Raw genomic sequence first — 24,719 nt, 5'->3', positions numbered from 1 at the left:
GGTTAACGAAGGTGAGTATCCAACTGGCAGTGCTCACCTTCTAATTCCAACAAATTGCGCGCCTGGTCCAGTGTTTTACGCAATTCCGCCAGGTCTCGTCGATGCCCGGCACGCAACTGTTTACGTAACTTCCCCATGACAAAGCGCCGCACCTCCTGATCCGTTTGCAGAATCAAACCGGGAACCGCCGTGGGTTTGCGTGTCTCCTCATCCACTGCCACCATAGTGAAATAGCTCGTATTGGTGTGTTTCACAATCTCCTGGCGGAAGTCTTCCGAAATCACTTTGATCCCCACTTCCATGGAACTGCGCCCAACATAGTTGACCGAAGCAAACAGGGTAACTAACTCCCCCACCTCAACCGGATTGACAAAGTCGACTGAATCTACCGATGCCGTGACACAGTAAGCCTTGGCATGTGTGGCAGCACAGGTATAAGCAATCTTGTCCATCAGTGACAACAAAACCCCACCGTGCACCTTACCACCAAAATTTGCATAAGAAGGTACCATCAACTCTTTAAGGATTACCTGAGAAGACTGTACCGTGCGAAAACGACTGTCATTGAGCATCAAACACTCCAAAGCTGTTCATCCGCCCTCAAAAGCAGCCTTTGCGCGGCGGGCAGAAGGTTAAATTAATTCGCGCAAAAAGATCGGGATCACTTGCGTCGACTGGTCCAATTGAAACAGCCCGGGCAGGCTGCTTCTATACCGCCGGCCAGTAACCATATCTGCTTCACTGTGTTCCGAGCTCACAGTCAGTTGATGGCAGAAATGTACCCTTTTCAAAGTGGTCAACCCGTGTCGTCCCATCTGAGGCAATTTGTTCCAGCATACTGGGGTATTTCACCGATGCTTGATACTTCACGCTACTGTGTGACAGGTCGACGTTTAGCTCCCGGTTATCACGCAGATGTTCCAGCTCGTTGAACAGATCATCCGGATCAATGCCAGGCGTGAGCACAGGCTCAACCTTCACACGCGCCAGGCCACTACTCACCTGCAAAAGAGCATCCTGCGAGAGGGTACTCGCGACCTGACGACCTATATCAGCCCAGTGCTCAATCTGTTCAGCCGTAGAACGGTGCAATTGCTTTCCCGCCAGCGTTGCCTGCCGAACATTGTGTGAATTGGTCGCGATAGGAGTGCCGGTTACCTTGCACCCCTCGCACAGATCCCGCGTGCACTACTCATGCACTTATTTCTTCTTCGAAGTTTCGGGCAAGGGCTTCTGCGAACTCTGCGGCCTGTCGTTTTCCTTCAGGGCGAGCGTCAAGCATCGCACTCCGGGCTGTAGTTGTTTCTCCCGCTCCTTGGATGGCGGCATTGAGTCTTTTGATTCTTTCATCCTGAATTACTCCATCTGTTTAGGTATCAAAAGAGGTTACTCCATCTCGATTACTGAAGCGAATGTCAGAATTGCCCTGCTCAGATAGAACGTCTGTATCCTTCTGAAGAGCGCCTTTCACATAAGGATCGATTTTGTTGCGAATACCAAGCTGATCTACTACCTTGTTGAAATCGGAGCTGCCACCCATCACCGCATACAAACGGTTCATTCCCTTCACCACAACCTCATCGGCGTACAAGGCATTTACACCGCCATGCGTTCCCTCATGGAATAGCAGTGTTTCCACTTCACCGGCTGAGGCCTGCTTATCAGCCACTAAATAGATCTTGTCATTATGAAATACGCCCTATACGTCATCCCCATTGCTGACCTGCTTGGCGGCATCCCCCGCGTCCGCTTGCTCAGACATCACTGAAGAGACAAGCTGGCCTGCTTTAGATCGACCGTCAAACACACCCTGCTCGGCCTGCGCTGTATCAGACTGCTCTGTGGTTTGCTGTACTTCCTGCTGCCCACAGGTGTTAACCAAGCCAAACATATCGTTTTGGCCTGCCGCAGCCGCTACATCAGAGACTCGATTTGATCCGGTGAGTGTGAAGCTACCCAGCTCGGCTTTTTGTTCAGCTTCACGTATGGCAAGCTCTTCGCTTCGGCTTCACGCTGCTGACGCAAGGATTCCTCACGCGCAGAGAGATCCGCTTCAGAGTAAGCGAAGATTGATTCCTGTGCTTCTTCAGGATTTCGATTAAAGAAGCGGTCTGCAACCTACTTATACAAGAATCATTTAATTCATGTTATGAAATTAACTACATGGACGATTTTAGAGGATGGATTCTCTTGATAACACACAGGATCAAAGCTATGTCTTGGTGATCAGATGATGGTGACAGCAAACGATTATGATGCAAACATTCGAAATGGTGATCTCAGTTCAAACTATGAGATTTTTGAATAACCTAGAGGTGATGCATATGGAGTTTTACAGATTGAAGGAAAAAATAACTCTTACATTGAAAGCATTGCAAAATCTAGACCTTGGATACGGGATAACAATAGATAAACGTTAAGGATCTCAATAGGACACATGTATTTTACTGCTCCCATTCTACGCAAAGCATAGGATAGGATATATAAAACTTTGCTGTATACTACCATCACACGCGCTGCTAAAAATTTTATTATTTTTGGGGATAAGTGAATTATAAATGCAAAAATTAATCGCGGTTCAGTTGACCCAAATGGAAACACAAACATAAGAAATCTTATATTCAGGATAAAATAAACAATGCTATAAAATAATTACGCATGGGCTATGACCCTCATATATAAACATATGACTTGAATGATATATGTGCCACTAATTTACTAACCAACAAGGTGATATATGAAATACATTATTAATTGCTTTAGCAAGAAAATGATATATATATTAGCATTGCTCATTTTATTGATATTCAGTGGGAATGCATTCTCAAACAACATCAAAGACTCAATGATCACCTTATACTCAAATTGCATAAATGAGAATGGTGGAATATCCAATGGAAGCATTTCATACTGCACATCCCTTGTAAATAATAAAATTGATGAGGAGATTGCAATAATAATTTCTAATGCAATTGCAAGCTCACGAATTCGTGTAGATATAAATAATGATAGCCTAGTTAAATATGACCAAGAAATGACCGATAAATTAAATAGTTCAATATATAGAATGCTTTTACATACCGCAGAATTATGCACCTACTTTTCATATAACATAGGCGGGCCTGCTGGTCCGATTTGCAATATGAATTTTAGATTAAATCTTCTAGATGAATTAAGTTCACTTGAACAGGATTGATCTCATGAAAAGAAATCTGACTAAGCCTCACTTTTTCACTTTATTTATTTTGTTATTTTCCAGCAACCTGATTGCAATTGAGAAAGATGTAGTATGCGTCAAATATCAAAATCAAAGTGAATGGTCAGAAGCATATGAAGTAGATGGGAAAATTTTAAAAGGTTTTGATCTTAACAGGTTAACAATGAGCAATTCATATAAACCTTTGGTTACATATATCGTAGTATTTTAGAAAAATAATCAAGCAACTATAATTGAAAGTGATAGCTTAATGATTACGTTAATGGAATCAAATGGCGTAGACCAAAATGGAGTTGCCTGGAAAGTCAAGAAAGGTGGAATTTGCTTCTAAAAAATAGATAATTATTTACTTGACGGCACAACAGTGTGGATCCAATTATTGGGCATCTGAAATCGGATGGAAAAATGAAACGGTGCTTGCTTAAAGGAGTTCTAGGTTATGCACTCAATTTCATACTGAGTGCCCGTGGTCAAAACCTGCATAAGCTACTGCGCTGGATTTAAATTATGTGGCGCTTCAGGCTAGAAACGCCACTTTTCAGGTTCAACTAATTATTAATAAACCTTTATCGAATTTCTGAACCGTAAAAAATTATCCGCTCACAAACCAACTCTTTCCTATAAGCCTTTAACCTTCAGAAGGTCTGAATTTATAAGCTCAACATTTTCAACTTAAAGAATCCCAATAAAATCATAAACCCATAGATTTAATCATCTCAGACTCTGTGACAGCATCTGGTGTTACAAGCGCATCTTTAAGCATTAATTTTCCACTTAACAGACGATCTAAATTCACATCAAAAGAGTCATACTTAGGATGAAGTGCAGCTGGCAGATGAATAAATACATCTTTTGTCTGACCAATACGATAGACCCTATCAGTCGCTTGAGCTTCCTTAGCTGGATTCCAATGTCTTTCAACGTGCACTACATGGTTTGCCCCAACTACAGTTAAGCCAACACCTGCTGCAACAGGTGACATAATGATGATATTAAATCCATCTGTGGATTCAAAATGCTCTATCATCCCTTTTCGGGTAAGTGTGTCTTTCTTAGTCTGGACTGCTGTTGTATCGCCATTAACGATATGAATATTTAAGCCGTATATCTGGTCAAGCCATAACTTCAATAAGCGTTGCATTTGTTTGGTAACAAGAAAAAGAATAACCTTTTCACCCATAGCTCGAATGTCATCTAGAAGATTAAGTAAAATTCTAAGTTTTGCTGACTCGCTCATAACTTCACGACATTTAATAGCACTACGTACTATTAATGCCGCCTCATTACTTAGCTGTGGGTGCAAAGAGATAAGTTTTAACTGATGCAAAGCAGTCAATGCATGTCCACGCATATCTTCAGTAACATTCCGCTGTCTATAGTCTTCAAGTACCGCATCGTAAGCTGCCAGCTGGTGTGATTGCATTGTTTCGGCCATTTCTTTGACATACAGCATATTCGGTCCAGATTGCGACAATGCACTTCTTAAATACTTAGATGGCAGGCCTTTTAATTGATCTTCTTTAATTCTTCGCAACATGAAACCATCTACCGCATCACGAAGATCAGCACCCACCTGACGCCTTACGTCGTCGCGATCTTCCTCAGTCGCTCTGTTGATAGGAGTTATCCAACGATCACGAAAATAGTGCCAACTACCTAGAAGTCCTGGCTGTGCGGTATCCATAAGGCACCAGAAATCGCCTAGGCTGTTTTCAACTGGCGTACCCGTTGCGAGTAGTTTAAAGTCAGCTTTTAAGCCTTTTGCTGCTCTTGATTGCAAAGTATTTAGATTTTTAATATTTTGTGCTTCATCAAAAACTACTACCCCCCAATCGATAACACATAGTGAAAACTGATAATCTCTTAAAGTTTGGTAGGTTGTTAATACTAAACGTCTATCAATATCCAGCCGCTTTACACCAGCATCAGGCCCTATGTGTAGGGCATAGCGGACATCATTAACTGATATAGTGCCCTCTTCATCAGCAGCATCACTAAACTGAATTGAGTCTTTTACAGCACCTTTTATCTTAAACTCTTTTAGATCTCGACCAGATTGAAGGACTTTTACATCACGAAATGGATTTTCCTTGAAGGTATTACTTATTTCTTGTTCCCAGTTCTCCAATAAACTTAGAGGGGCTACAACTAATACAGGCTTTTGAGTTTTGCCCACGATCTTTTGCAATCTAAAATATTCAGATAGCATAACCAATGTCATATAAGTTTTTCCCAAACCCATATCATCAGCCAACAACGCCCCCTGTACACGATACATATCACTATGATCATCTTGAATAGATTGCGATAACAAACCCATCAACCATCGAATACCTTCTTTCTGATGTGGGAAAGGTAATCTTGATAAGAAATTCCAATCAGGTTCCTGATAAGAATTTGAACTTGAAACTTTTTCTCGTAATGATTGATTAATTTCTTCAGCTTCACGCAGAAGTACTGTAATTTGTTGTTTGGGTAGATTTTCATCTGCCTCATTTGTCTCTATAAGCTTTTCCTTGCGATGTATCTCCTGCTCTATATCAGCTATGATTTTATCAACCTTAACCAAATCACTGATATCGATTTTTTTTCCATCATACTCAATAATGCTAGCGCCCTGCTTTCTGGCAACAGAGAGCTTTTGTTTGAATCGATCTAGATCCTCATCACATACAATGCTTTTATGAAGCACCTCAGGTGGGTCTGGGCATCCTACCGTAGCAAACCAATCACGATTATTATCATCTAAGGTGCCAAAATCCATATATTGCATTTGACCGACACCAAAAACCCTCAGTGAAAATCCTAAATCAAGGTTAACCAAGGAAGCATCAAGAAATGCGGAAGGTGACTTAAGAAAGTCCGATACTTTATCAGCTGGAATTCTTTTATTATTTAGCACCTCTCGAACACCAGCCATTTTTTCAGGCTGGATTAGTAATAAGCGATTTTCAACTCTTATCACACCACCATCTTTATTTAGATCTATCTGACTCCAGCGTTTTTCTAATTGATCAGGATTAATACCTGAGCCAAGCGTAGGGCAAAGTTCTAAGCTTCCATCAGGTAACTGTGTAGCAACGATACCTACATCATCAGGTATTACTACATCAAGACGATCGAAGTTACTCAAATCTAGTCGCATGCCACTTCGTTGCGCTGTTTGAAGTAATGCCATTAGCTTTAGATTTTCTGATTCATTTCGTTGCTCTGGTGTAAGATGTTTGTGTATTTCAAGAGACTTAAGCGCCATAAGCTCTGAAGAGCTCAATCGATAAAGATTCTCAGTACCACCGAGATCAATGAACGGACCAATTCGTTTAAATGGATATAGCTCACCATCAATCTCAACAAAGAGCTGGACCTTGAAGCTAGATTTTCTTGTATGTCCACTTATTTCTGTTATGAACTCGCCTGAAAAGTAATTTGGCAAATTTAGCAATTCAGCCTGCTCTTCATCCAGTGCTGCAACAACTTCTTCATCAAGTCGATAGCCATTAGGAAGCTCTTCAGCTGCTTGTTGTTCATATAGCATTTGCAAAACAATAAATTGCATCTGGAGTAACGGATCAGCCTGTCCTGACTGTAGATCCTTGAAAACCTTATTATCGGTATAAAATAATAATCCCGTTGAATCAGAACTATACTCTAATCCCTGCCCACCATCGATTTTTTTATCACCAAAAAGATACGATTTTAGTGCAGATATAAATGAGTCATTTCTCACTTAATTACTCCAAGCAAAGTCAATTTTTCTACACCAGAAGGAAGAATTTTCCAACCACCATTACGCGATTGTATACATAGGCTTTGAAGCTCATTATTAATTACATTTGAAATTTTCTTATCTGTACTTTGTAAAAAGTAAGCAATAAACTTAATGTTTGCGCGTGGATTTAAATACATGTAATAAAGAACATCAATTGCTGCTTTAGATAAATCATCATTTACCTTTTCATCAAACAAGTTCTTTTCAGTTCTATTATATTTAGACGCGCTATTAGGGTTTATAGAACTTTTCCTTACAGCATAAGTTTTATCTTGATCCAAAGCAGTTAAAACAGTTTTAGGCGATTTAATAAATGGCACACCAAATCGTGATAGATAACGTTTATAATCAACAGGTGATAGTAATGCTTCAATATTAAGACGAATTCCATGTGATGCAAGAAAAGCTATCACTTTATTTTGCCAAATATTAGGTGTATGGGTAACACCAATATAAGGAGCACTTCTTCCATAAGTATTCATATATGAATTAGGTGTTTTCACTGTCAATTCATGATGAGATAAAGATTTTGTATCATAACTAGATACATTTTTGTTTGGTGGTGCTAAGTAAGCCCAAAGCTTAAAGCTATGTGAGCCTTCGATTAAACAAAAGTCGCCACAATCTATATATATAACAGCTTTATCATTCATTCCTGACAAGTTAACATAGCTTGTTTTAAGATCGCTACCTAATATCTTCTTTACAGCATTTGCAGCCGAACTACCAAGCATTAATCTTGTTTGCTTAATTAATTTAATTCTCTCTAGGCCTTCAAGAAAATACTTGCGCGCAGGAAACATACGCTGCAAATCATGATTATCAGTATCTTTGCCATACTGATCTAAAGCACTTAAAAACAATCTCAAATCTTCTTTTGCCAACCAACTGCGTACCTTATTAACACGATCTTCACCAAGTGGCTGCCACCACTCTCGAAAATTTGGTGCATTGCTTGCGATACGAGGGTCACCAGCTAGATCTATGATGAAATTTTGCCAAATTTCACTGGGGTCTTCATTCACACGGTCTATCAAAATTTCCATAGCCACATGCCCTATACGTTTTTCGTTTTGATAGGGTGCTTTGCTAACGGTTGGTTTTAAAAGCTCATCCAAGACATCGTCATATTTTCCAATAGGAATACTCTTTAGCGTTTCAAGATAATAATGAGCTCTACATACATCACCATAACGACCTACATCCAAACCTTGTAACTGATACTTAACGAATGAATCAGAAAGCTCTGTATTATTTGCTTTAGTTAGATTAACAAGATTAATGGGACCATTTTCTGATAATAACCAAGTGGCTTCACTATGCAATACAAACAATAAGCTTCTTGGTTGATCGTTTGAAATACCTAGAAATCTCAGATTTAATTGCTCTTTGATAAGTTGTTCAAGCGTTTCTCTAAGACTTTTTTGATCATTCGGCACTAAGGAATCGAGAAGATCAAAATCTTTAAAATAAAGAGTGATCAAATTCTGAAGCGCCATGATACCTAACCTAGGTTTTTGCATCAGCACCAGTGAATCTAACATTTGGTTGTTCAGTAAACGCTTTTTAACACTTTGATCTTCTAACCAAAGCTGTGTAAGTGCTCTAGCCGCGACTCGAGATTGAATTAAAGAAGCCAAATCTGAAAAGCTGGCAGTTCTAGCCATATCTTTCAATTTTATTAGAACTTTTTGAAACTCATCACCCTTCCCCGCATTAGAGCCAAGCACTTTTACTTCATTGATTAAGTTCTTCCAGTTAACTTGAACATCTGGCTTCCAATTAATATTGAACGAATTAAGTGGAGGCAGCTTCACTGTGCCCCCTCAATATGAACATCAAGAACCCTCTTGTACTCTTCACTAGTAGGTCTACGAATAGTAAAACGAATATCAATTCGGCGGTTTGCTCGAAAATCATCATCGGTTACCTGGTTTTCAATCACGGGTCTCGTTGGCCCGTAACCACTTACTGAAAAAAGCAATTGTTGGTCTTTATTTTTAAGTTCATTAAGCTTGTGCTCAGGTGAAAGCAACTCGTCCCATAATAACCATAATGAAACTGCACGATCAGCTGAAAGGCCCCAATTCCCTCTTCTACCTGGTAGAGGTCTATTGTCAGTATGTCCTTCAACGAAAATAGTATCGAGATAATCTATTCTGTTTTCCTTACGAATAACCTCACTTAAAACCTCACCTATTTCCAATGCCGTAGCACGATATTGAAGTCCGATCTGATCAGCACCTGTATCAAAACCTAATATTTCATTGGGAATACTGAGTACTGTATCATTCTCACTTACACTGACTCGTATACCACGTTGTTGAAGCAATTCAGCTGCTTCATGAATAATAGTTCTTCGGACAGCTTCAGCTTGTTGTAGCTCTAATATTTCTTGCTCAAACTCAAGCTGTTTCTGCTGCAATTCCTCCTCAATTTCCATCAACTGAACAATCAGAACAACAGAAGCCAAAATAAAAATAATCAGTAGCGCAGACATAACATCAGAAAAAGACATCCAGTATGGATTATCCTCATCTACATGAGCAGGTGCTTTCCTAAACAGAGCCATTATTTTCGCTGCTCCAGATCTTCAACTATCCCACTAATAGCACTGACTGTTACACGCATTTGGTCGGCAAACTGCAAAGTAGACTTATTCCATAGATCCATACGATCTTCAAATTGGTTCTTCACCGTATCTGAGTAATTATGAAGCCACTCTTCAGCTTGTTTCTCAATCCCCGAAACTTGCTCCTGCAAAGTTTTCCCCAAAGATTGAAACTCTCGACTAATACCTTCAAGAAATGCCTTTTGGTGTTGATCCATCAACTTGAAACCACTTTCAGCACTGTAAGCTGCTTTTTCAAAACGCTGGGCAGCTTCAGCTAACTCATTTTGAAGCTGTTTTAGAGCTGTCGCCTGTTCAATCACTTGACCTGCAAGATTGGCATTCTCATCCGAGGCTTTCTCTAGACTTTCGGTCACTGCTTGCAAACGAATATCTAAAACATCTGTTACCTGCTTTAGATTAGTGGATAGAAGTCCCAGCTGCGAAGAGCTGCTTTGCATATTCTGGCTACTAGTCTCAATGGCACCAGTGACACTTTTCAGTTCTAACATTAATGATTTATGCTGATCTGCCATTTCTATCATTTGCTGTTGAGTTTTTTGTGCGCCATTTGCTATAGCACCAAGTAATTGTTGTTGCTCACTAATCAAGCTTTCCATTTGACCCTGGAAACGTTCCTGGATATTCAATTCACGTTGATCAGATGCACTGGTATGTTCCGCAATTACCTTTTGAAGATCTTCTAAAGTGGTCTTAAAAGCCCGATTTGTATTATTTTGCTGTTCTTCACCAGCACGAGTGATAGCTGCAATTTGATCTATAGAAACACTGCGGAATTGTTCAATTGCTTGTGCAATATCTTCAGATAACTGTTTCTGAACCTTTGCGTGAGCATCTGCTCGCTCAGTATCAACTTCTTTTGCTTTATCAAAATGACCGGATACTGTTAATGTCATTTTATTAATAAGGTCATTAAATCGCTGTTCCATAGAAGCTTGTCGACTTTCAGCGTCTAAACGCATTCTCTCAACTAATTGTGCAAATTTAGCTGCAGAGTTTTCCGTGTTTTCACGCGCTTTATTTTGTTGTTCACTCAGCTGAGAAAATAGCTGATTCATCTTGGTAGACATTTCATCAACAGCTAGTTTTACATCGCCAGCAGCTCCTTCCATTCTTTTACCCTGCTCCATACCAGCCGCTTTCATTCCATCCATGAACTGTTCAACTAGTTTCTGCAAAGTATCTGTTGATTGCTGACTTGCATTAGTAACTAATTTTTGAATTGCGGGTGCCATAACATTGTTAAGTGCATCAGTGAATGCCTGCTGCATCGTTTCGCTCATACCTGATACAGTCTCTTGCAGACGATCGCCTATTCGCTCATGCAGCTCTTGCAATGCTTCTTTACTTTCTTCCGTCGCTGTCGCAATCTGAACTAGTGATTGCTCAGCGGGTAGCCGTGGAAAAAGATAATCAATTTTTTGCTGTAATTTTCGTATACTTGAAAGTGCATCTCGTTCGAAAAGCTTTTCAAACATATTCAAAAACAGACTAAGTCCTACCCCCCATACTGATGTCATAAACGCAACAGCAGCACCATTGATCATTGCCGATACACCCACTTTCAATGTATCAACGTCATCAGCATTAACTTGAAGGTCCTTTAGACCCAGAGTAAGTCCAACAAATGTACCTAATACACCAATTGCAGTTAAAAATGTTGGGGCAGCTGAAAGTAAGCGACTAGATGTCAATCCATAGGCTAAGGTTTTGCTATTAAAAAAATGTTCCGCATCAAGCGTATTTGATAGCTTTGTTTTATCTGATGAATAGACAAGACTTTCATCAAATTCACGCCAGAGAGCTCCCGTTACCTTTGGGTCTTGGTCAACAGCTTTATCTAATAAAGCTTTACGGTTCTGAGCAAGCGAATGCTTATCTTCAGCTGCAATCAGCTTTATAAGTCTAGATACTCGTTTAGAACAGTTCCAGCGATGAATAATTACAGCAACTACCGAAATTAATGTTATGGATACCATAAATATCCAAAACCACACACCAATTTCCATAATTTGAATTCCTGGTGTCGCAAGTAATTCAAACTGAGGCCAAAGATGGCCAAGTATATCCAACATAGTACTTCCCTTAATGTGAACTTAAATCTACCCATTCAACAGCTGAAACGATACCCCAATTGCCATTTTGGTTTGGTCTGCGCCAGCGAGCTGTCGGCATCTTACTGAGAAAATCCAAAGCTTCAGCAAAATTTCGAAACTTCTTTTCATCACCTTTATCACCAACGGTATAGATTCCGTTTTTAGAACAGAAGCCTGGCGAAAAGAATGTCCCATCTCTGGCTATTGGCACTAAAGTTTTAGGATTATCTTGTGTTTTTGCTTCTGATAATGTTCGAACTGAAATATCTTGAAACTCAGTGTGGGATAGCGACACTAGTGATTCAGAGTTCTGGTTTAATTGGCTTTGTGCAAGCTCATCAAGTTCAACCCATATCACTGAACCGTTTTTATGAACATAATGCACAGGTGTATCCAGAGGGATTACATTTTCTAGCTTCTATGCGAAATGCCATTTATAGTCAGGTCGCGAAATAATATGCTCAGGCACGCGATGGAACTCGAACGTGTCTCGAAGCTGATTGAGCGTTAAAGGTCCTTCTGAAGAGATTACTTCGGCAATTGCGACAACCTGCTTACTGCCTTTCTTGATAAGGCCGACTTTTCCACGCTTATTACAGTGAGATGTTCGCATTTCCCAAGTCTTTTTTCCTTGAACAATGTAATCAATCCAAGGGGTATCGATAATCAAGCCATGTGTAATGACATCGTTACTCAATTTAGCTTATCCTTATATTGAATAAATAATAACAAGTAAAATCATCAAAGCAAAAAATAACATCATCGAACAAAGCAGACTGAATTAGGGTTTTTCTTAGTGGGGCATCAAAGATTTAGTATTTCAGCTCTTTCAAGAATTCATCCAAATACGCTGGCACCACGTCTGTTGCTGGGCCATAAACACCCTGATCAAACTGATGGCTGGTCGCTTCCAGATTCAATTCAACGGTCAAGGCACCCTGCTCCTGTGCAATTTGCATAAAACCTGCGGCAGGGTACACCTGCCCCGAGGTGCCGATGGAAATAAACACATCCGCATCCATGAGGGCGTCATAGCACTCCTGCATCGCATAGGGCATCTCGCCAAACCACACAATATCAGGTCTTAGGGGCTGTGGCGGCTGACAACAGAGGCAAGAGTCCTGTTCAGTAATATCAGTAAACCAAGGAATCGACTGGCCGCTATGCACACACTTCGCACGTTGCAATTCACCATGCATGGGCAGAAGATTCTGTGTGCCGGCGCGCTGGTGCAGGTTATCTACATTCTGCGTAATCAACAAAAAATCCCCGCCCAGTGCCAAGAGCTGCGCTTCAAACTCCGCCAGAGCCAAATGTGCGGCATTCGGTTGGATCTCGGGATCTTGCAGTTGTGCGCGCCGAGCGTTGTAAAAGGCTTGTACTAATGCCGGATTGCGGGCAAAACCCTCGGGGGTTGCCACATCCTCAATGGCGTGAGACGCCCAAAGTCCATTCTGATCACGAAAGGTTTGTATGCCCGATTCCGCTGAAATACCGGCACCGGTCAACACCACTACACGTTTCATATTCCACTCCTCAGGCCAACCCATTTAATGAGCAGCTGACAACCTACTGACATTCAATATCCACATTCCTGTGAACCTCACAGATGTTGCTGCACCCACTGCTTAAACTGCGCCGGTGGCAGCGCCCCGGAAAGACGTGCCACCTCTTGTCCCTGACGGAACAGAATCAGAGTTGGGATGCTGCGGATGCCAAAACGGGTTGCCAACTGAGGCTGTGCTTCCGTATCCACTTTAGCCAAACGCACCTGAGGCTCCATTTCAGTCGCGGCTTGCGTGAAAATGGGTGCGAATTGCCGACAGGGGCCACACCAGGGTGCCCAAAAATCGACAAGCAAAGGCAGATCGGCGCTTAGATGTGCTTCAAAATTTTGCACACTCAGCTCAAGCGGCTGTCCATTAAACAATGACTGCTTACACGCACCACACTGACCTTGCTGGGGCGAACGCTCTGCGGGGATACGATTTTTACGGTGACAATGGGGGCAGGTTATGATTTGAGCGGCTGACATCATTCATCTCCTTAAAGAATCTGAAAATCATCGGCATCCTGCCAGGCAGGAAATGCCTCACGAAAAGCCTTAAGTGCCTCTAGATTCAGGGTTTCTGTTGCAATAAACGCCTGATTAATGGGCCGATCACAGATCAACTCACCTCTGAAGTCGACCAGGAGTGAATCTCCGGTATAGTGATTACCTTTGGCATCATCCCCCACGCGGTTCACACCCGCGACATAGCATAGATTCTCACTGGCACGTGCTTGTAACAGGGTGCGCCATGCATGGCGACGCGGATCGGGCCAATTGGCGACACAGAGTAACAGGTCATATTCAAACGGCTGCTGAGGTGACGACTGTTGACGCAACCAAACCGGGAAACGTAAGTCGTAACAGACACACAGCTGAATGCGAAACCCTTTCCAGTTTAGGATGACACGCTCAGTGCCCATCGCATAACGTTCATGCTCACCGGCCATGCGGAATAGATGGCGCTTATCATAATGCTGTAACTGACCATCCGGCTGCGCCCAGACCATCCGATTAAAATACTGCCCCTGCTCCACCACCGCCACACTGCCGACCATGACCACCTGCCGTGTGCGTGCCTGTTCAAGCATCCAGGCCACCACTTCGCTCTGCGCATAGGGCTGCGCCATTTCACGCGAATTCATGGTAAAGCCGGTGGCAAACATCTCCGGCAAGATAATGAGATCGGTCGAGTGGTGATCGAGATCGGCAAGCTGCAATGCCAGGTTGTGACAATTCTCTTGTGGGTCTTCCCAGCGCAAATCACTTTGCACCAGCGTTAAACGTAAATCGGACATCGCGTTTTCCGTTCTTATTAAGTATTGAGGGGCTTGTCGGCACCTGAGCTTTTACTCAACTCCAGCGCTAAACGACTTTGTAATAGAAATTGATTAAAGACCCGAAAATCACTGTCTTCAATTAAACCTGAGTCTTCGGTTTTATCTGCATACAGCAGACCGATCGCTTTGCCTGCCACCATCAAGGGGGCAATGATCAGACCACTCGGTCGGACTTGTTGTAAAAACTCCAGTGGCAGACGTTGTTGCCAACCCACATCACGCGCATCCGCAACCAACAGGGTGACACCTCGATCCAATATATGAAAAAACAATCGACTCTGCGGATGGCTACGTTCCAGATCGAAGTAACTGAGCAGCGGTTCAAGTTGCACGCCCTCCAACAGCTTAGCCTTGAGCTGATCGCCCTTCTGCCCGGCCAAACAGAACACCACTCTTTCTAAAGAGCTGGAGGCTTCAATCGCTTCAACGCAGGTGGCCAAGACACGTGGCGCTGCGGCTTTTTCATTAATCAACGCACTCATCTTATCCAGATAAGCCAACTGCTGTTGGGCAAAATCTAAGGCTCGCTTTTGTTCTTCGTGATGTTTTTCGACTTCATAAACTTTTTTCTGCTTCTGCTGGTCTTGGCGTGAATGCAGATAAAAGGCTAATTTGCGGGTGACTTCGTCTAACTGTTCATTGCCGCTGGCTTTAACGGGTGGAATTAAGGACTTATGTGAGAGGCCATACTCTTCGATATGCTCACATAACAAACGCACCGATTCGCCCAACAGGGTTTCAACACGTTCCTCCGGCAAACGACAGGCTTCCGACAGCGCACTCAGCTGTTGATTATACTCTTCCCCCGTAACCTGTTCGGAGCGATGGTAAATCTGCTCAAACAGCTCATAACAACCGGAAACAATTTTATGATTAAGCTGCTCTTGCGCGCTGCTCTGCCCGACCAGCTCCTCAGTCCGCAGCGTATTCACCACACTCTTGGCAAAGCCCCAAGTCTGGATCAGATCTCGTCCGAGCGTCACAAACTGCCCACCTAAGGCTTGTTGCTGAATGCATGTCCAGCTATACAAGCCCTGTTTGCGCTGCTGTAACATCTCGCGATACAGCTCCGGCAGGGTGAAGGCGACAACGATCTCCCCCAGGCCAAAAAGCAGACCGCAGATATAGGTTTCTTCGATATCCAAAACCCCGGCACTGATCGCCATATCACGTGCTGTCGCCGCATTTAATACCGCGGCGACGAGAAGATCCTCTACCTGAGTGCCGGGTTCTTTCTCACCAAAGCTTTCAATCAACTTCAGCGTCATACACAGGTTACGGATACGTTCAAAACCGATCAGCACCACTGCGCGCGACACCGCAGTGACCTTGGTGCCACCACGGTTAAATTCGCTGGAGTTGGCCAGACGCAACAGTTTGGTCGTGAGATTTGGATCCTTCATCACCGCAATCGCCAAAGACATTGCATCCGTATCACTGGAGCTGCTGATTTGACGAATGTGGTTTACCGTAGCACTAAAGACGGGCAGATCACCTAAACGATCGAGCTGAGCATACACACGATTCAGGGTTTCCTGATACTTCAATGCCATCACACTCCGACTAAACGTCCACGATCCAGACGTATGACACGATCAAATGCCTGCAAATGCTGAGTATGGTGCGTAATCAGCAGCAGAGTTTGTTCTGGGCGATAGGACAAGACCACTTCCAGCATCTGCGCTTCGCTCTGGGCATCCAAACCTTCGGCAGGCTCATCTAAAATCAGAATAGGCGCTTTTTTCAACAACGCACGCGCTACGCCCAAGCGTTTGCGCTGCCCACCGGATAAACGATTGCCGCCCTCACCCACTTCACGGTCCAAGCCTTCGTTGCCAAGCATGGTGTCCAGCCCCAAACGCTGCAGTAACTGCAACATCTCAGTATCACTGATGTCATCACCTGCCAAACGCAGATTATCACGCACGCTGCCGGCAAAGAGTTGCACCGGCTGAGATAAAATTGCCATCTGCTCACGCAACTGCTCTTGCGGATAGTGATTCAGTGGCACACCGCCGAGCCGGATCTCACCGCTTTGCGCTTCCCAAAAGCGCGTCAGCAGATTGATCAATGTACTCTTACCACTCCCGGTATGGCCCGTGATCGCCAGCTTCTCTCCAGCGGCGATCTGAAGTGTAAAATCCTGAAGAACCTCACGCCCTTCATACGCAAAATTGACGGCAGACCATTCGATTTGGCCGGGGTCAGGTGGATTGACGCGCGTGTCGGGAAAGGAAATATCACTGCGCTGCTGGGTAATCTCCAAAAGATTACGCGCGGCCGCACGTGTTTTTCCCAAATATTGATAGGCCAAAGGCAAGGGCGCAATCGCTTCAAAGCTGGCGAGGACACAAAACACCACCAGCGCCAGCCAGGCCGGTGCTAGATTCTCTGAACTGACCAGCTCAATTGCGATCGCCAAGGCAGCAAAAGTTGTCAGACCTGCCGCCAGGGTCATCAAGGCCGATGTCACGCCACTGATCAAACTCATCTGCTGCTGTAAGCGCAACCAATCGTTCTGCGTTTGCGCTAAGGCCTGCTGCTCTCTCTCCAGCGCAGCATAGACATGCAGCTCGGTCATACCTTGCACATAACTCAGCGTTCGTGCACGCAAATGCGCACTGAGTTGTACCTGCTCAGCACCGCGCTGACCGGCCCAAAGATAACCGAGCCAAGGCACTCCAAATCCAGCCAGCAATAGGGCACCTAAGAGTAAAAATCCAAGCGAGGCATGGATCCAAGCCATAAAGCCCGCCACCAGAAGGCTAGTGATCAGGGCGATCGCACTGGGTGATAAAACACGAAGATAGAGATTATCCAATGCATTAATATCACTAGTGATCCGACTTAACAGATCGGCTGAGCGATAATGGCGTAAGCGCGCAGGATTGAGCGGTTCAAGATGCGCATAAAACCAGCTGCGCAACTCCGCCAAAACACGGAAAGTCGCTTCATGAGTGGTCACACGTTCGAAATAACGCCCGGCCGTCCGTGCAATCGCAAAGCCTCGCACCCCCCCTCCTGGCGTCAAATAATTAAACGCTTGCGCGCTGGCCAGCGTCACACCGGCCAGAGCCGTCGCGGAAATAAACCATCCGGACAGGGTAAGCAAGCCTATGCTGGAGAAGAGCGTTAATAAACCGAGAAAGCTGCCTAACAGCACCCAACCTTGATGACGGCGCAACAAGCCAAGAAAAGGTTTTAATTCAGACATCTCTTACACCCTCCTCGTCTGCACCTAGGGGCGCGGCTAAACTCACCACACGATCAGCCAGTGCTTGGGTACTGGGACGATGCGTCACCAACAAAACGGTGCGCCCAACACAGAGCTGCTTAAGCGCCTGCAAGACTTTCGCTTCACTTTCAGCATCCAAGCTGGCTGTGGGTTCATCGAGCAGCACCACGGGAGCATCGCGTAAGAATGCTCGCGCCAGAGCTAAACGTTGTAATTGCCCACCGGAAAAGCCCTGCCCAGCTTCGGCAACGGGGGTGTCCAAGCCTTGCGGCAGCGGGTGGATAAACTCACTGGCTTGAGCCAGATCACAGGCGCGCCAGAGGGCCGCATCATCCGCGTGAGGATTGGCCAGTAACAGGTTATCGCGCAGGCTACCTGGGAAAAGCACCGTCTGCTGGCTAATCCAAGAGAGGGCACCCATCCAACTGGCACGCTCTAACTCGGCTAATGGGATACCGGCAATACGCACCTCCCCCCTTTCCACCTGATTAAAACCGGCCAGTAGATTTAAAACCGTCGATTTACCCACACCGCTCGGCCCAACCAGCGCGAGCGTTTCCCCGGCCGGCACATGCAGCGAGAATTGATCCAGCACCCAGGCGCCATGAGCACTATAACGGAAACTGATATTTTCCAAGGTTAAATCGAGCGCCACAGCGGGAAGCTGGCGCTGCCCACTGCTTTGCATAGTTTCCGCTTCTTGCAATAAATCCATCAAGCGCTCTGAAGCAGCCACCGCTTCCTGCTTAGCATGATAGTGAGTGCCTAATTCACGTAAAGGCTGATAAAACTCAGGCGCCAGAATCAAAATAAACAGGGCATGGTAAAGCGTGACACCCTGCCCCCAACTGCCAAAATCAAGCAAGCCGAGAAAACTAAAGCCCAGGTAAACTGCGAGGATGGCAATTGAAACTGAGGCAAAAAACTCCAACACCGCAGAGGATAAAAACGCCAAACGCAACACCTGCATGGTGCGGACACGAAACTCTTCTGCATTGGCTGCGATGATCTGGGTCTGCTCACGGCTACGCGAAAAGTGCTTCAGCGTACTTAAGCCCTGCACCACATCCAAGAAATAAGCACTTAAGCGCGCCAAAGCACGGAAATTCCGACGATTGGCATCGGCTGCCTTAATACCCACTAAGGCCATAAACAACGGGATCAATGGCGCGGTAAACAGGAAAATTAACGCTGCCGCCCAGTTCACCGGCAGGACAAAAGCCAGGATGACCAGAGGCAGTAAAGACGCCAAAGCCATCTGTGGCAAATAACGTGCGATAAAACCATCCAGTGCCTCAACCTGCTCAATGATCAGGCTGGAAATTTCCCCACTGCGCTGACTCTGAGTGTAGGCCGGCCCCAGAGCCGCTAAACGCGCCAACAATTGATTACGCAGGCGTTCGCGCACCGCCACCGAGGCTTTTTGCCCACTCCACTCTCGCACTACACCCAAGGCGGCACGTAACAGCAACGCCACAACTAATAACCACAACAGCGGCGTTAAATCACTAAGTTGAGCCTGATGAAAGAGGGTAGCATCCACGGCACGCGCTAACAGATGGGCTTGCAAAATCAATAACAAACCCGCGGCAAGCGCGGCAATCAAACTTAACCTCAACCAACGTTGATCGGCGGCGACCAACTGCTTGAGCCAACGCGACTTCGCACGCGCCACCTCTCGCGACAAGTGTTGCATGGGCTGTTTACCTATTTGTTTTTGCCGTTGGAATTAGACTTGAGCCTGTTGACAGAGACTCGCAGCCAGTTGCTGTGCCGCCGATAAACGCTCGACATCTGTGTTCAGCTTACGACCACGCATCCGCTGCAAACGCTGACGCGCCGGAAGTGTGACGCTGTCCGCGAGCGTCTGCAAATACGCCAGCACCTCTAAGGCCGGCTGGCGCTGGTTACACACGAGCACCATATCACAACCGGCTTGTAAGGCTTGCTGACAGCGCTCGGGATAACTGCCTGCCAGGCTGGCGCCTTCCATCGTCAAATCATCACTAAAAATCACGCCGTTAAAACCTAAGCGTTGGCGCAAGACTTCTTGTAACCAATAAGATGAGAAACCCGCAGGCTGAGAATCAAGCTGTGTGTAGACCACATGCGCTGGCATGATCGCATCCAACCCCTGAGTAATCAGTTGCGCAAAGGGCTGCATGTCCGTATTAAGTTCTGCTGCGCTGCGGTGATCCTGTGGTAGCTCCAGGTGAGAATCCGCTTCGACCCAACCATGTCCAGGGAAATGCTTCCCGGTCGCAGCCATACCGGCTTCATGCATCCCCCGCATAAACGCACCCGCCAGGGCAGTCACCTGTTCAGGCAGGGCCGCAAAGGCACGGTTGCCGATCACTTCACTTTGCTGCCAATCTAGATCTAACACGGGCGCAAAACTGATATCGATATCAAAAGCTCGCAACTCACTGGCCATCAACCAGCCCAGTTCATGCGCGCTCTTTTCGGCCAACGCCACATCCTGTTGATACAGCTGCCCCAATACCGACATCGCAGGTAAACGCGTAAAACCTTCGCGGAAACGCTGTACACGCCCCCCCTCCTGATCCACAGCCACTAAAAGATCCGGGCGCAAGGCACGAATCGATGCCATTAAGGCGCGTAGCTGTTCTGGATCACGGTAGTTACGACTAAAAAGAATCAAGCCCCCTACTTCTGGAGACTGCAAAAGACGAGCTTCTTCTTCACTCAGCTCGGTGCTGAGCAGATCCAACATCAATACGCCTGAAGTCATAGGTTTACTCTGCTGTCAGGGTCACCGGTGTTCCGGGACACACTAATTCAAATAGTTCAATTAAATCCTGATTACGCATACGAATGCAGCCATGAGAGCGCGCTACTCCCATAGGTTCGCTGTCGGGTGTGCCGTGGATGTAGATATAACGCTGAAAAGTATCAACGGCACCGAGACGATTCACCCCTTTTTCCCGACCGCTTAACCAAAGAATGCGGGTCAAAATCCAGTCTCTTTCGGGATAAGCACTCGCCAACTCCGGTGTGTAAATTTCGCCGGTGAAACGCCGCCCAACCAATACCGCGCCCTCAGGTAACCCCGCACCGATCTTGGCACGAATATAGTGTTCACCCAGAGGCGTACAGCCCGAGCCTTTATGATTACCCACGCCATTGAGTGCGCTGGAGATAGGCCAAACACGCAGCAATTCTGAGCCCTGATTCAGGGACAACAATTGTTGGCCGATGGAGATCTGCAGCGTTAGAGGGGACATTCAGAGACGGCAAAAGTAGGCTTTTTCAGCGCGCGCTTGTAATCCGGCACTGAGGACAGGAATCATGCGATGTAAGATCTGTTCAATCTCAACATTACCCTGAAAACTCTTCTTCTCCAATGTCAGCAGCATATGGTAATTGGAGAGCGTAAAGATGACCGATCCCAACATAAAATGCAGGCGCCAGAAAAACTCATTGTCCTCCATCGGCGCAGCATCCAATCTTAAACACTGCAAATATTTCTCCAGTCGCGGCGCATATTGAGTGATAAAAAACTCACGCAACTCTTCCTGGTTTTTCATGTACGCCAGTTCCAGCAAGCGCATAAACACCGCCAGCGAGTGACTGTTGATATGACTGACACTGAGCAAAGCGCGCATCAGCATTTCCAAGAGTTCATCCAGGCTCACCGCCAGACCACTGCTTAGACGCTCGTCGAGGGCTTTTTCAATATAATCACACAAAGGCTCCATCAAACGCTCACAGACTGCGTTCACCAAACCCTGTTTAGAACGGAAGTGGTAGTTCACGGCAGCCAGATTCACCTCGGCAACCGCTGTAATCTGGCGCATGGTCGTTTCATTAAAGCCCTGCTCAGCAAACAAGGACTCAGCCGCTTGTATGATCCTTGTCGCGGTATCCGCACGACGCTTCATTACAAATCTCCTGTCTCAGGGCCGGTGCAAAGCAAATCTGAACTGATGTTTAAAACTTAACTTATTATACGCCTTGTGTTCTGAGTGTCATCTTTGATCAGAAACCCTTACGCGCAGGAGCCGTCAAACGCTGCCACCAACGCAACATCAAACGATCAGATCCTTCTACCGCGAACTGCCCTAAACGCTCCTGCAGGCCTTTTTTCTCTTCATAACGCACTTCAAAAAGATCGGCGTTTTGACTGATCTCCGTTAAGTATTCATCACTGGTCATTAAGTCATCGACCAGTTTTTTCGCCAACGCTTGACGGCCATACCAGATTTCACCGGTCGCCACTTCATCTAAAGCCAACTCAGGGCGATACTCAGCGACAAAATCTTTAAAAAGATGATGCGTTTCTTCCAGCTCTTCAATGAACTTTTCACGACCTTTCTCAGTGTTCTCACCAAACACAGTCAAGGTGCGTTTATATTCACCGGCCGTCAGCACTTCATAGTCAATATCATGCTTTTTTAAGAGACGATGAAAATTCGGCATCTGTGCCACCACACCGATCGAACCCAACACAGCAAAAGGCGCTGCGACCAAGCGATTGGCAATACACGCCATCATATACCCCCCGCTGGCGGCCACCTTGTCGACACAGATGGTCAAAGGAATATTTTTACGGCGCAAACGTTCCAGCTGCGACGCCGCCAGTCCATAACCGTGTACCATGCCACCGGGGCTCTCTAACCGCAGCACCACCTCATCCTTCTCTGGACGTGCGATCGCCAGTACAGCGGTGATCTCTTCCCGCAGAAAATCGACTTCGGACGCCGCCATATCGCCGTCAAAATTGAGTACGTAGACGCGCTTGCGCTCCTCTTCGTCATCACGCCCCTCTTTTGCCGCTTTTTTGCGTGCTTTCGCGTCTTCTTTATCGCGCTTTTTTTCTTCTTTAATCTTTTGTTTAATCTGCCACTCATCGAGGATCGCATCCTCCATGGTTTGCAGCATCTCTTCATAACGATCATTGAGACTTTTAACCTCAATGTGTCCCTCATGCTGATGCTGACGGCGCTTAGATGCGAGCATGACGATCACAGCCACCACCAACAGAATGGCAAAGACCAAGGTGAGGGTTTTGGCTAAAAACAAACCATACTGCGATAAAAATTCGATCACTCTTCTCTCCAGTTGTTACCGTCCGCCTCGGCGGGTTCGTTTTCACGGCGCGCTAATGTACCATATTCGTCGATTCTTGAACCCTCGGATCTTTCCATGCACGTAAATATCACGCTTTCCAAAGTTATCGAAAAACTGCCTAGCCGTTTTAACGCCTCACATGCCGGTGATCTCCAGGCGGTGTTTCAGTTTGAACTCGAGGATGCCGATGCTTTTTTTATCCAGATTCAGGCCAGCCAGTGCCAAACACATTTAGGCACGCATCCTGATCCCAGCATCACCCTATTTATGGATGAAGCCACGCTGTTGCGAGTCATCAGCGGTGAGCAAGATGGCATGAGTGCCTTTATGAAAGGCCAGTTGCGTGCTGAGGGCAATGTCATGCTGGCCACTCGCCTAGGCAAGCTCTTCAGCGCGGCAAGTTAAACCCTGAAGAGCTTAAGCCCTGAAGCACTTAAGCCTTGAAGAGCCCGCGGGTTTACGCACCTGGCGTGTGCCCCTGCACAAAGGCCTGGATGAGTTGTCGCGACAAGGTGAACTCGGGCGGCAAATCCTCCGGAAGCGCGTCAGGTGTGAACCAGTCTGCCTCCAAGATTTCGATTCCATCCGGCTCGATCTCACCGCTTTCATACTCGGCAAAAAAGCCTAACATCAACGCATGAGGAAAGGGCCAAGACTGGCTGGCAAAGTAACGGATATTTTTCACCTGAATACCCACTTCTTCCATCACCTCTCGTTTGACCGCTTGCTCGGCACTTTCCCCCGGCTCGATAAACCCGGCCAAGGCACTAAAGCGTCGACCACTAAACTTAGCCGCATGAGCCAACAAACAACGCCCCTGATGCGCAACCAAGACTAAAACGCAGGGGGATACAGGTGGATAGTGCAGATGCCCACAAACACGGCAGGCTAAAGCTTCATCTTCGTTATGTGGCTGCAAAGTCCCAGAACAGAGCGCACAAAATCGATGCCGCTCATGCCAGCGTTGCAGCTGAGATTCGCGCGAGAGGCGCAGATATTCCTGCTCATCTGCCTGAGATAAGGCCTGACGTAAGGACTGTTCAGTGATGTTCGGCATGGTTCGACTCCTCAGCGACGGGCGCGGCCTCTAACTGCTGCCACAGACAATCGCCCCCAGATTTTTTCTCCAACATCTGCAAAAATGCAGCATGTGCCGCCAACTCAGCCGCATCCGCTTTTAAAACCGGTAGCACCAGATCCGCACGCACCGGACGTTTACGGCTCACGCCCTCCTCACCCTCATCATCGCCCTGGCCTAATTGCAAAGCCGTTTGGCCACCGGTGAGTAGCAGATAGACTTCCGCCAGAATTTTGGAGTCGAGCAGAGCGCCGTGCAGATCACGATCAAAGTGCTCGATACCAAAACGTCGACAGAGTGCATCTAGGTTATTTTTTTGCCCTGGGTATTTTTTCCGCGCCAGCAACAGTGAGTCGGTCACCTTAGGGCAGATATCCTGCATACGTTCTGCATAACCATTACGGGCCAACTCTGCGTTCAAGAACCCTATATCAAAGGCTGCGTTGTGGATGATCAGTTCCGCTCCGCGAACAAACTCAATAAATCCAGGCAGAATCTCGGCGATCAGAGGCTTGTCGGCCAAAAATTCATTGGTAATTCCGTGTACACGCATCGCCTCTTCTTCGACTTCACGTTCAGGGCGAATGTATTGATGAAAGGTTTCACCGGTGAGGCGCCGCTGGGCCATCTCCACGCAACCTATCTCAATAATGTAGTGCCCCTGCTCCGGATCTATACCGGTGGTTTCCGTATCTAAAATAATCTGACGCAT

25 protein-coding genes and 1 pseudogene are annotated in these 24,719 nt (G+C 45.9%); 4 read left to right on the top strand and 22 right to left on the bottom strand.

Going from position 1 to position 24,719, the window contains the following annotated elements:
- Positions 1–2 precede the first annotated feature (2 nt).
- From E1H14_RS04835 to E1H14_RS04820, 4 genes are all read right to left on the bottom strand, one after another.
- A complete protein-coding gene (locus E1H14_RS04835) occupies positions 3–572 on the bottom strand; it encodes an acyl-CoA thioesterase (protein ID WP_200834037.1) in 570 nt (189 codons plus the stop codon).
- A 166-nt stretch (positions 573–738) separates the two neighbouring features.
- On the bottom strand, positions 739–1,107 hold the full coding sequence (locus E1H14_RS04830; RefSeq protein WP_268814356.1) for a TA system antitoxin ParD family protein: 369 nt from the start codon (positions 1,105–1,107) through the stop codon (positions 739–741).
- A gap of 262 nt (positions 1,108–1,369) precedes the next feature.
- The gene (locus E1H14_RS04825) at positions 1,370–1,669 is read right to left on the bottom strand and encodes a hypothetical protein (RefSeq protein ID WP_149390330.1); all 300 of its coding nucleotides are present in this window, start codon (positions 1,667–1,669) and stop codon (positions 1,370–1,372) included.
- 30 nt (positions 1,670–1,699) lie between these two features.
- A complete protein-coding gene (locus tag E1H14_RS04820) occupies positions 1,700–1,891 on the bottom strand; it encodes a hypothetical protein (protein WP_149390329.1) in 192 nt (63 codons plus the stop codon).
- An 846-nt stretch (positions 1,892–2,737) separates the two neighbouring features.
- Between E1H14_RS04820 and E1H14_RS04815 the strand changes: the two genes are divergently transcribed.
- The 3 genes and pseudogenes from E1H14_RS04815 to E1H14_RS04805 all read left to right on the top strand — a co-directional run.
- Positions 2,738–3,196 (top strand): hypothetical protein, encoded by a 459-nt coding sequence (locus E1H14_RS04815; protein ID WP_149390328.1) that lies wholly within the window; start codon positions 2,738–2,740, stop codon positions 3,194–3,196.
- A gap of 4 nt (positions 3,197–3,200) precedes the next feature.
- A complete protein-coding gene (locus tag E1H14_RS04810) occupies positions 3,201–3,428 on the top strand; it encodes a hypothetical protein (protein ID WP_149390327.1) in 228 nt (75 codons plus the stop codon).
- Between the two features lie 143 nt (positions 3,429–3,571).
- Positions 3,572–3,718, top strand: a pseudogene (locus E1H14_RS04805) (IS5/IS1182 family transposase); the annotation flags it as partial.
- 190 nt (positions 3,719–3,908) lie between these two features.
- Here E1H14_RS04805 and E1H14_RS04800 read toward each other — a convergent pair.
- The 16 genes from E1H14_RS04800 to sohB form a co-directional block, all read right to left on the bottom strand.
- On the bottom strand, positions 3,909–6,944 hold the full coding sequence (locus E1H14_RS04800) for a DEAD/DEAH box helicase (protein WP_200834036.1): 3,036 nt from the start codon (positions 6,942–6,944) through the stop codon (positions 3,909–3,911).
- A complete protein-coding gene (locus E1H14_RS04795; protein WP_149390326.1) occupies positions 6,941–8,803 on the bottom strand; it encodes an EH signature domain-containing protein in 1,863 nt (620 codons plus the stop codon). The genes E1H14_RS04800 and E1H14_RS04795 overlap by 4 nt, the downstream gene beginning before the upstream one ends.
- The gene (locus E1H14_RS04790; protein ID WP_200834035.1) at positions 8,800–9,504 is read right to left on the bottom strand and encodes an OmpA/MotB family protein; all 705 of its coding nucleotides are present in this window, start codon (positions 9,502–9,504) and stop codon (positions 8,800–8,802) included. Before E1H14_RS04790 ends, E1H14_RS04795 begins: the two co-directional genes overlap by 4 nt.
- 53 nt (positions 9,505–9,557) lie before the next feature.
- Complete coding sequence (gene zorA / locus E1H14_RS04785; RefSeq protein ID WP_149390324.1) at positions 9,558–11,693, bottom strand: anti-phage ZorAB system protein ZorA; 2,136 nt, start codon at positions 11,691–11,693, stop codon at positions 9,558–9,560.
- A gap of 10 nt (positions 11,694–11,703) precedes the next feature.
- On the bottom strand, positions 11,704–12,099 hold the full coding sequence (locus E1H14_RS04780; protein ID WP_149390323.1) for a hypothetical protein: 396 nt from the start codon (positions 12,097–12,099) through the stop codon (positions 11,704–11,706).
- A gap of 33 nt (positions 12,100–12,132) precedes the next feature.
- A complete protein-coding gene (locus E1H14_RS04775; protein WP_149390322.1) occupies positions 12,133–12,411 on the bottom strand; it encodes an ASCH domain-containing protein in 279 nt (92 codons plus the stop codon).
- A 115-nt stretch (positions 12,412–12,526) separates the two neighbouring features.
- Positions 12,527–13,240: a Sir2 family NAD+-dependent deacetylase gene (gene cobB, locus E1H14_RS04770; RefSeq protein WP_235017383.1), complete on the bottom strand. Its 714-nt coding sequence runs from the start codon at positions 13,238–13,240 to the stop codon at positions 12,527–12,529.
- Positions 13,241–13,317: 77 nt separating this feature from the next.
- Positions 13,318–13,749 (bottom strand): thioredoxin TrxC, encoded by a 432-nt coding sequence (trxC, locus tag E1H14_RS04765; RefSeq protein ID WP_149390320.1) that lies wholly within the window; start codon positions 13,747–13,749, stop codon positions 13,318–13,320.
- 11 nt (positions 13,750–13,760) lie between these two features.
- Positions 13,761–14,561 carry an amidohydrolase gene (locus E1H14_RS04760; RefSeq protein WP_149390319.1) on the bottom strand — a complete coding sequence of 267 codons (801 nt, stop codon included), beginning with the start codon at positions 14,559–14,561 and terminating at the stop codon, positions 13,761–13,763.
- Between the two features lie 17 nt (positions 14,562–14,578).
- A complete protein-coding gene (locus E1H14_RS04755; RefSeq protein ID WP_149390318.1) occupies positions 14,579–16,156 on the bottom strand; it encodes an HDOD domain-containing protein in 1,578 nt (525 codons plus the stop codon).
- On the bottom strand, positions 16,156–17,817 hold the full coding sequence (cydC, locus tag E1H14_RS04750; RefSeq protein ID WP_149390317.1) for a heme ABC transporter ATP-binding protein/permease CydC: 1,662 nt from the start codon (positions 17,815–17,817) through the stop codon (positions 16,156–16,158). Before cydC ends, E1H14_RS04755 begins: the two co-directional genes overlap by 1 nt.
- Positions 17,810–19,534 (bottom strand): thiol reductant ABC exporter subunit CydD, encoded by a 1,725-nt coding sequence (gene cydD / locus E1H14_RS04745; protein WP_149390316.1) that lies wholly within the window; start codon positions 19,532–19,534, stop codon positions 17,810–17,812. The genes cydC and cydD overlap by 8 nt, the downstream gene beginning before the upstream one ends.
- A gap of 33 nt (positions 19,535–19,567) precedes the next feature.
- Complete coding sequence (nagZ, locus tag E1H14_RS04740; protein ID WP_149390315.1) at positions 19,568–20,590, bottom strand: beta-N-acetylhexosaminidase; 1,023 nt, start codon at positions 20,588–20,590, stop codon at positions 19,568–19,570.
- Positions 20,591–20,594: 4 nt separating this feature from the next.
- Positions 20,595–21,083: a L,D-transpeptidase gene (locus tag E1H14_RS04735; RefSeq protein WP_149390314.1), complete on the bottom strand. Its 489-nt coding sequence runs from the start codon at positions 21,081–21,083 to the stop codon at positions 20,595–20,597.
- Positions 21,084–21,740 (bottom strand): TetR/AcrR family transcriptional regulator, encoded by a 657-nt coding sequence (locus E1H14_RS04730; protein WP_149390313.1) that lies wholly within the window; start codon positions 21,738–21,740, stop codon positions 21,084–21,086.
- 97 nt (positions 21,741–21,837) lie between these two features.
- Entirely contained in the window at positions 21,838–22,908 is a 1,071-nt protein-coding gene (gene sohB, locus E1H14_RS04725; protein WP_200834034.1) for a protease SohB, read from the bottom strand.
- A gap of 96 nt (positions 22,909–23,004) precedes the next feature.
- Between sohB and E1H14_RS04720 the strand changes: the two genes are divergently transcribed.
- Positions 23,005–23,334: an SCP2 sterol-binding domain-containing protein gene (locus E1H14_RS04720; RefSeq protein ID WP_200834033.1), complete on the top strand. Its 330-nt coding sequence runs from the start codon at positions 23,005–23,007 to the stop codon at positions 23,332–23,334.
- A 52-nt stretch (positions 23,335–23,386) separates the two neighbouring features.
- Here E1H14_RS04720 and nudC read toward each other — a convergent pair whose 3' ends face one another.
- Together nudC and dnaQ are read right to left on the bottom strand one after the other, a co-directional pair.
- Complete coding sequence (gene nudC, locus E1H14_RS04715) at positions 23,387–23,986, bottom strand: NAD(+) diphosphatase (RefSeq protein WP_149390312.1); 600 nt, start codon at positions 23,984–23,986, stop codon at positions 23,387–23,389.
- A complete protein-coding gene (gene dnaQ / locus E1H14_RS04710) occupies positions 23,970–24,719 on the bottom strand; it encodes a DNA polymerase III subunit epsilon (RefSeq protein ID WP_149390311.1) in 750 nt (249 codons plus the stop codon). Before dnaQ ends, nudC begins: the two co-directional genes overlap by 17 nt.

Origin of the sequence: Nitrincola tapanii (assembly GCF_008368715.1) — a bacterium.
Lineage (GTDB): Bacteria > Pseudomonadota > Gammaproteobacteria > Pseudomonadales > Balneatricaceae > Nitrincola > Nitrincola tapanii.
The sequence above is the reverse complement of the archived record's forward strand: the minus strand, read 5'-3'. Positions and strand labels throughout refer to the sequence as shown.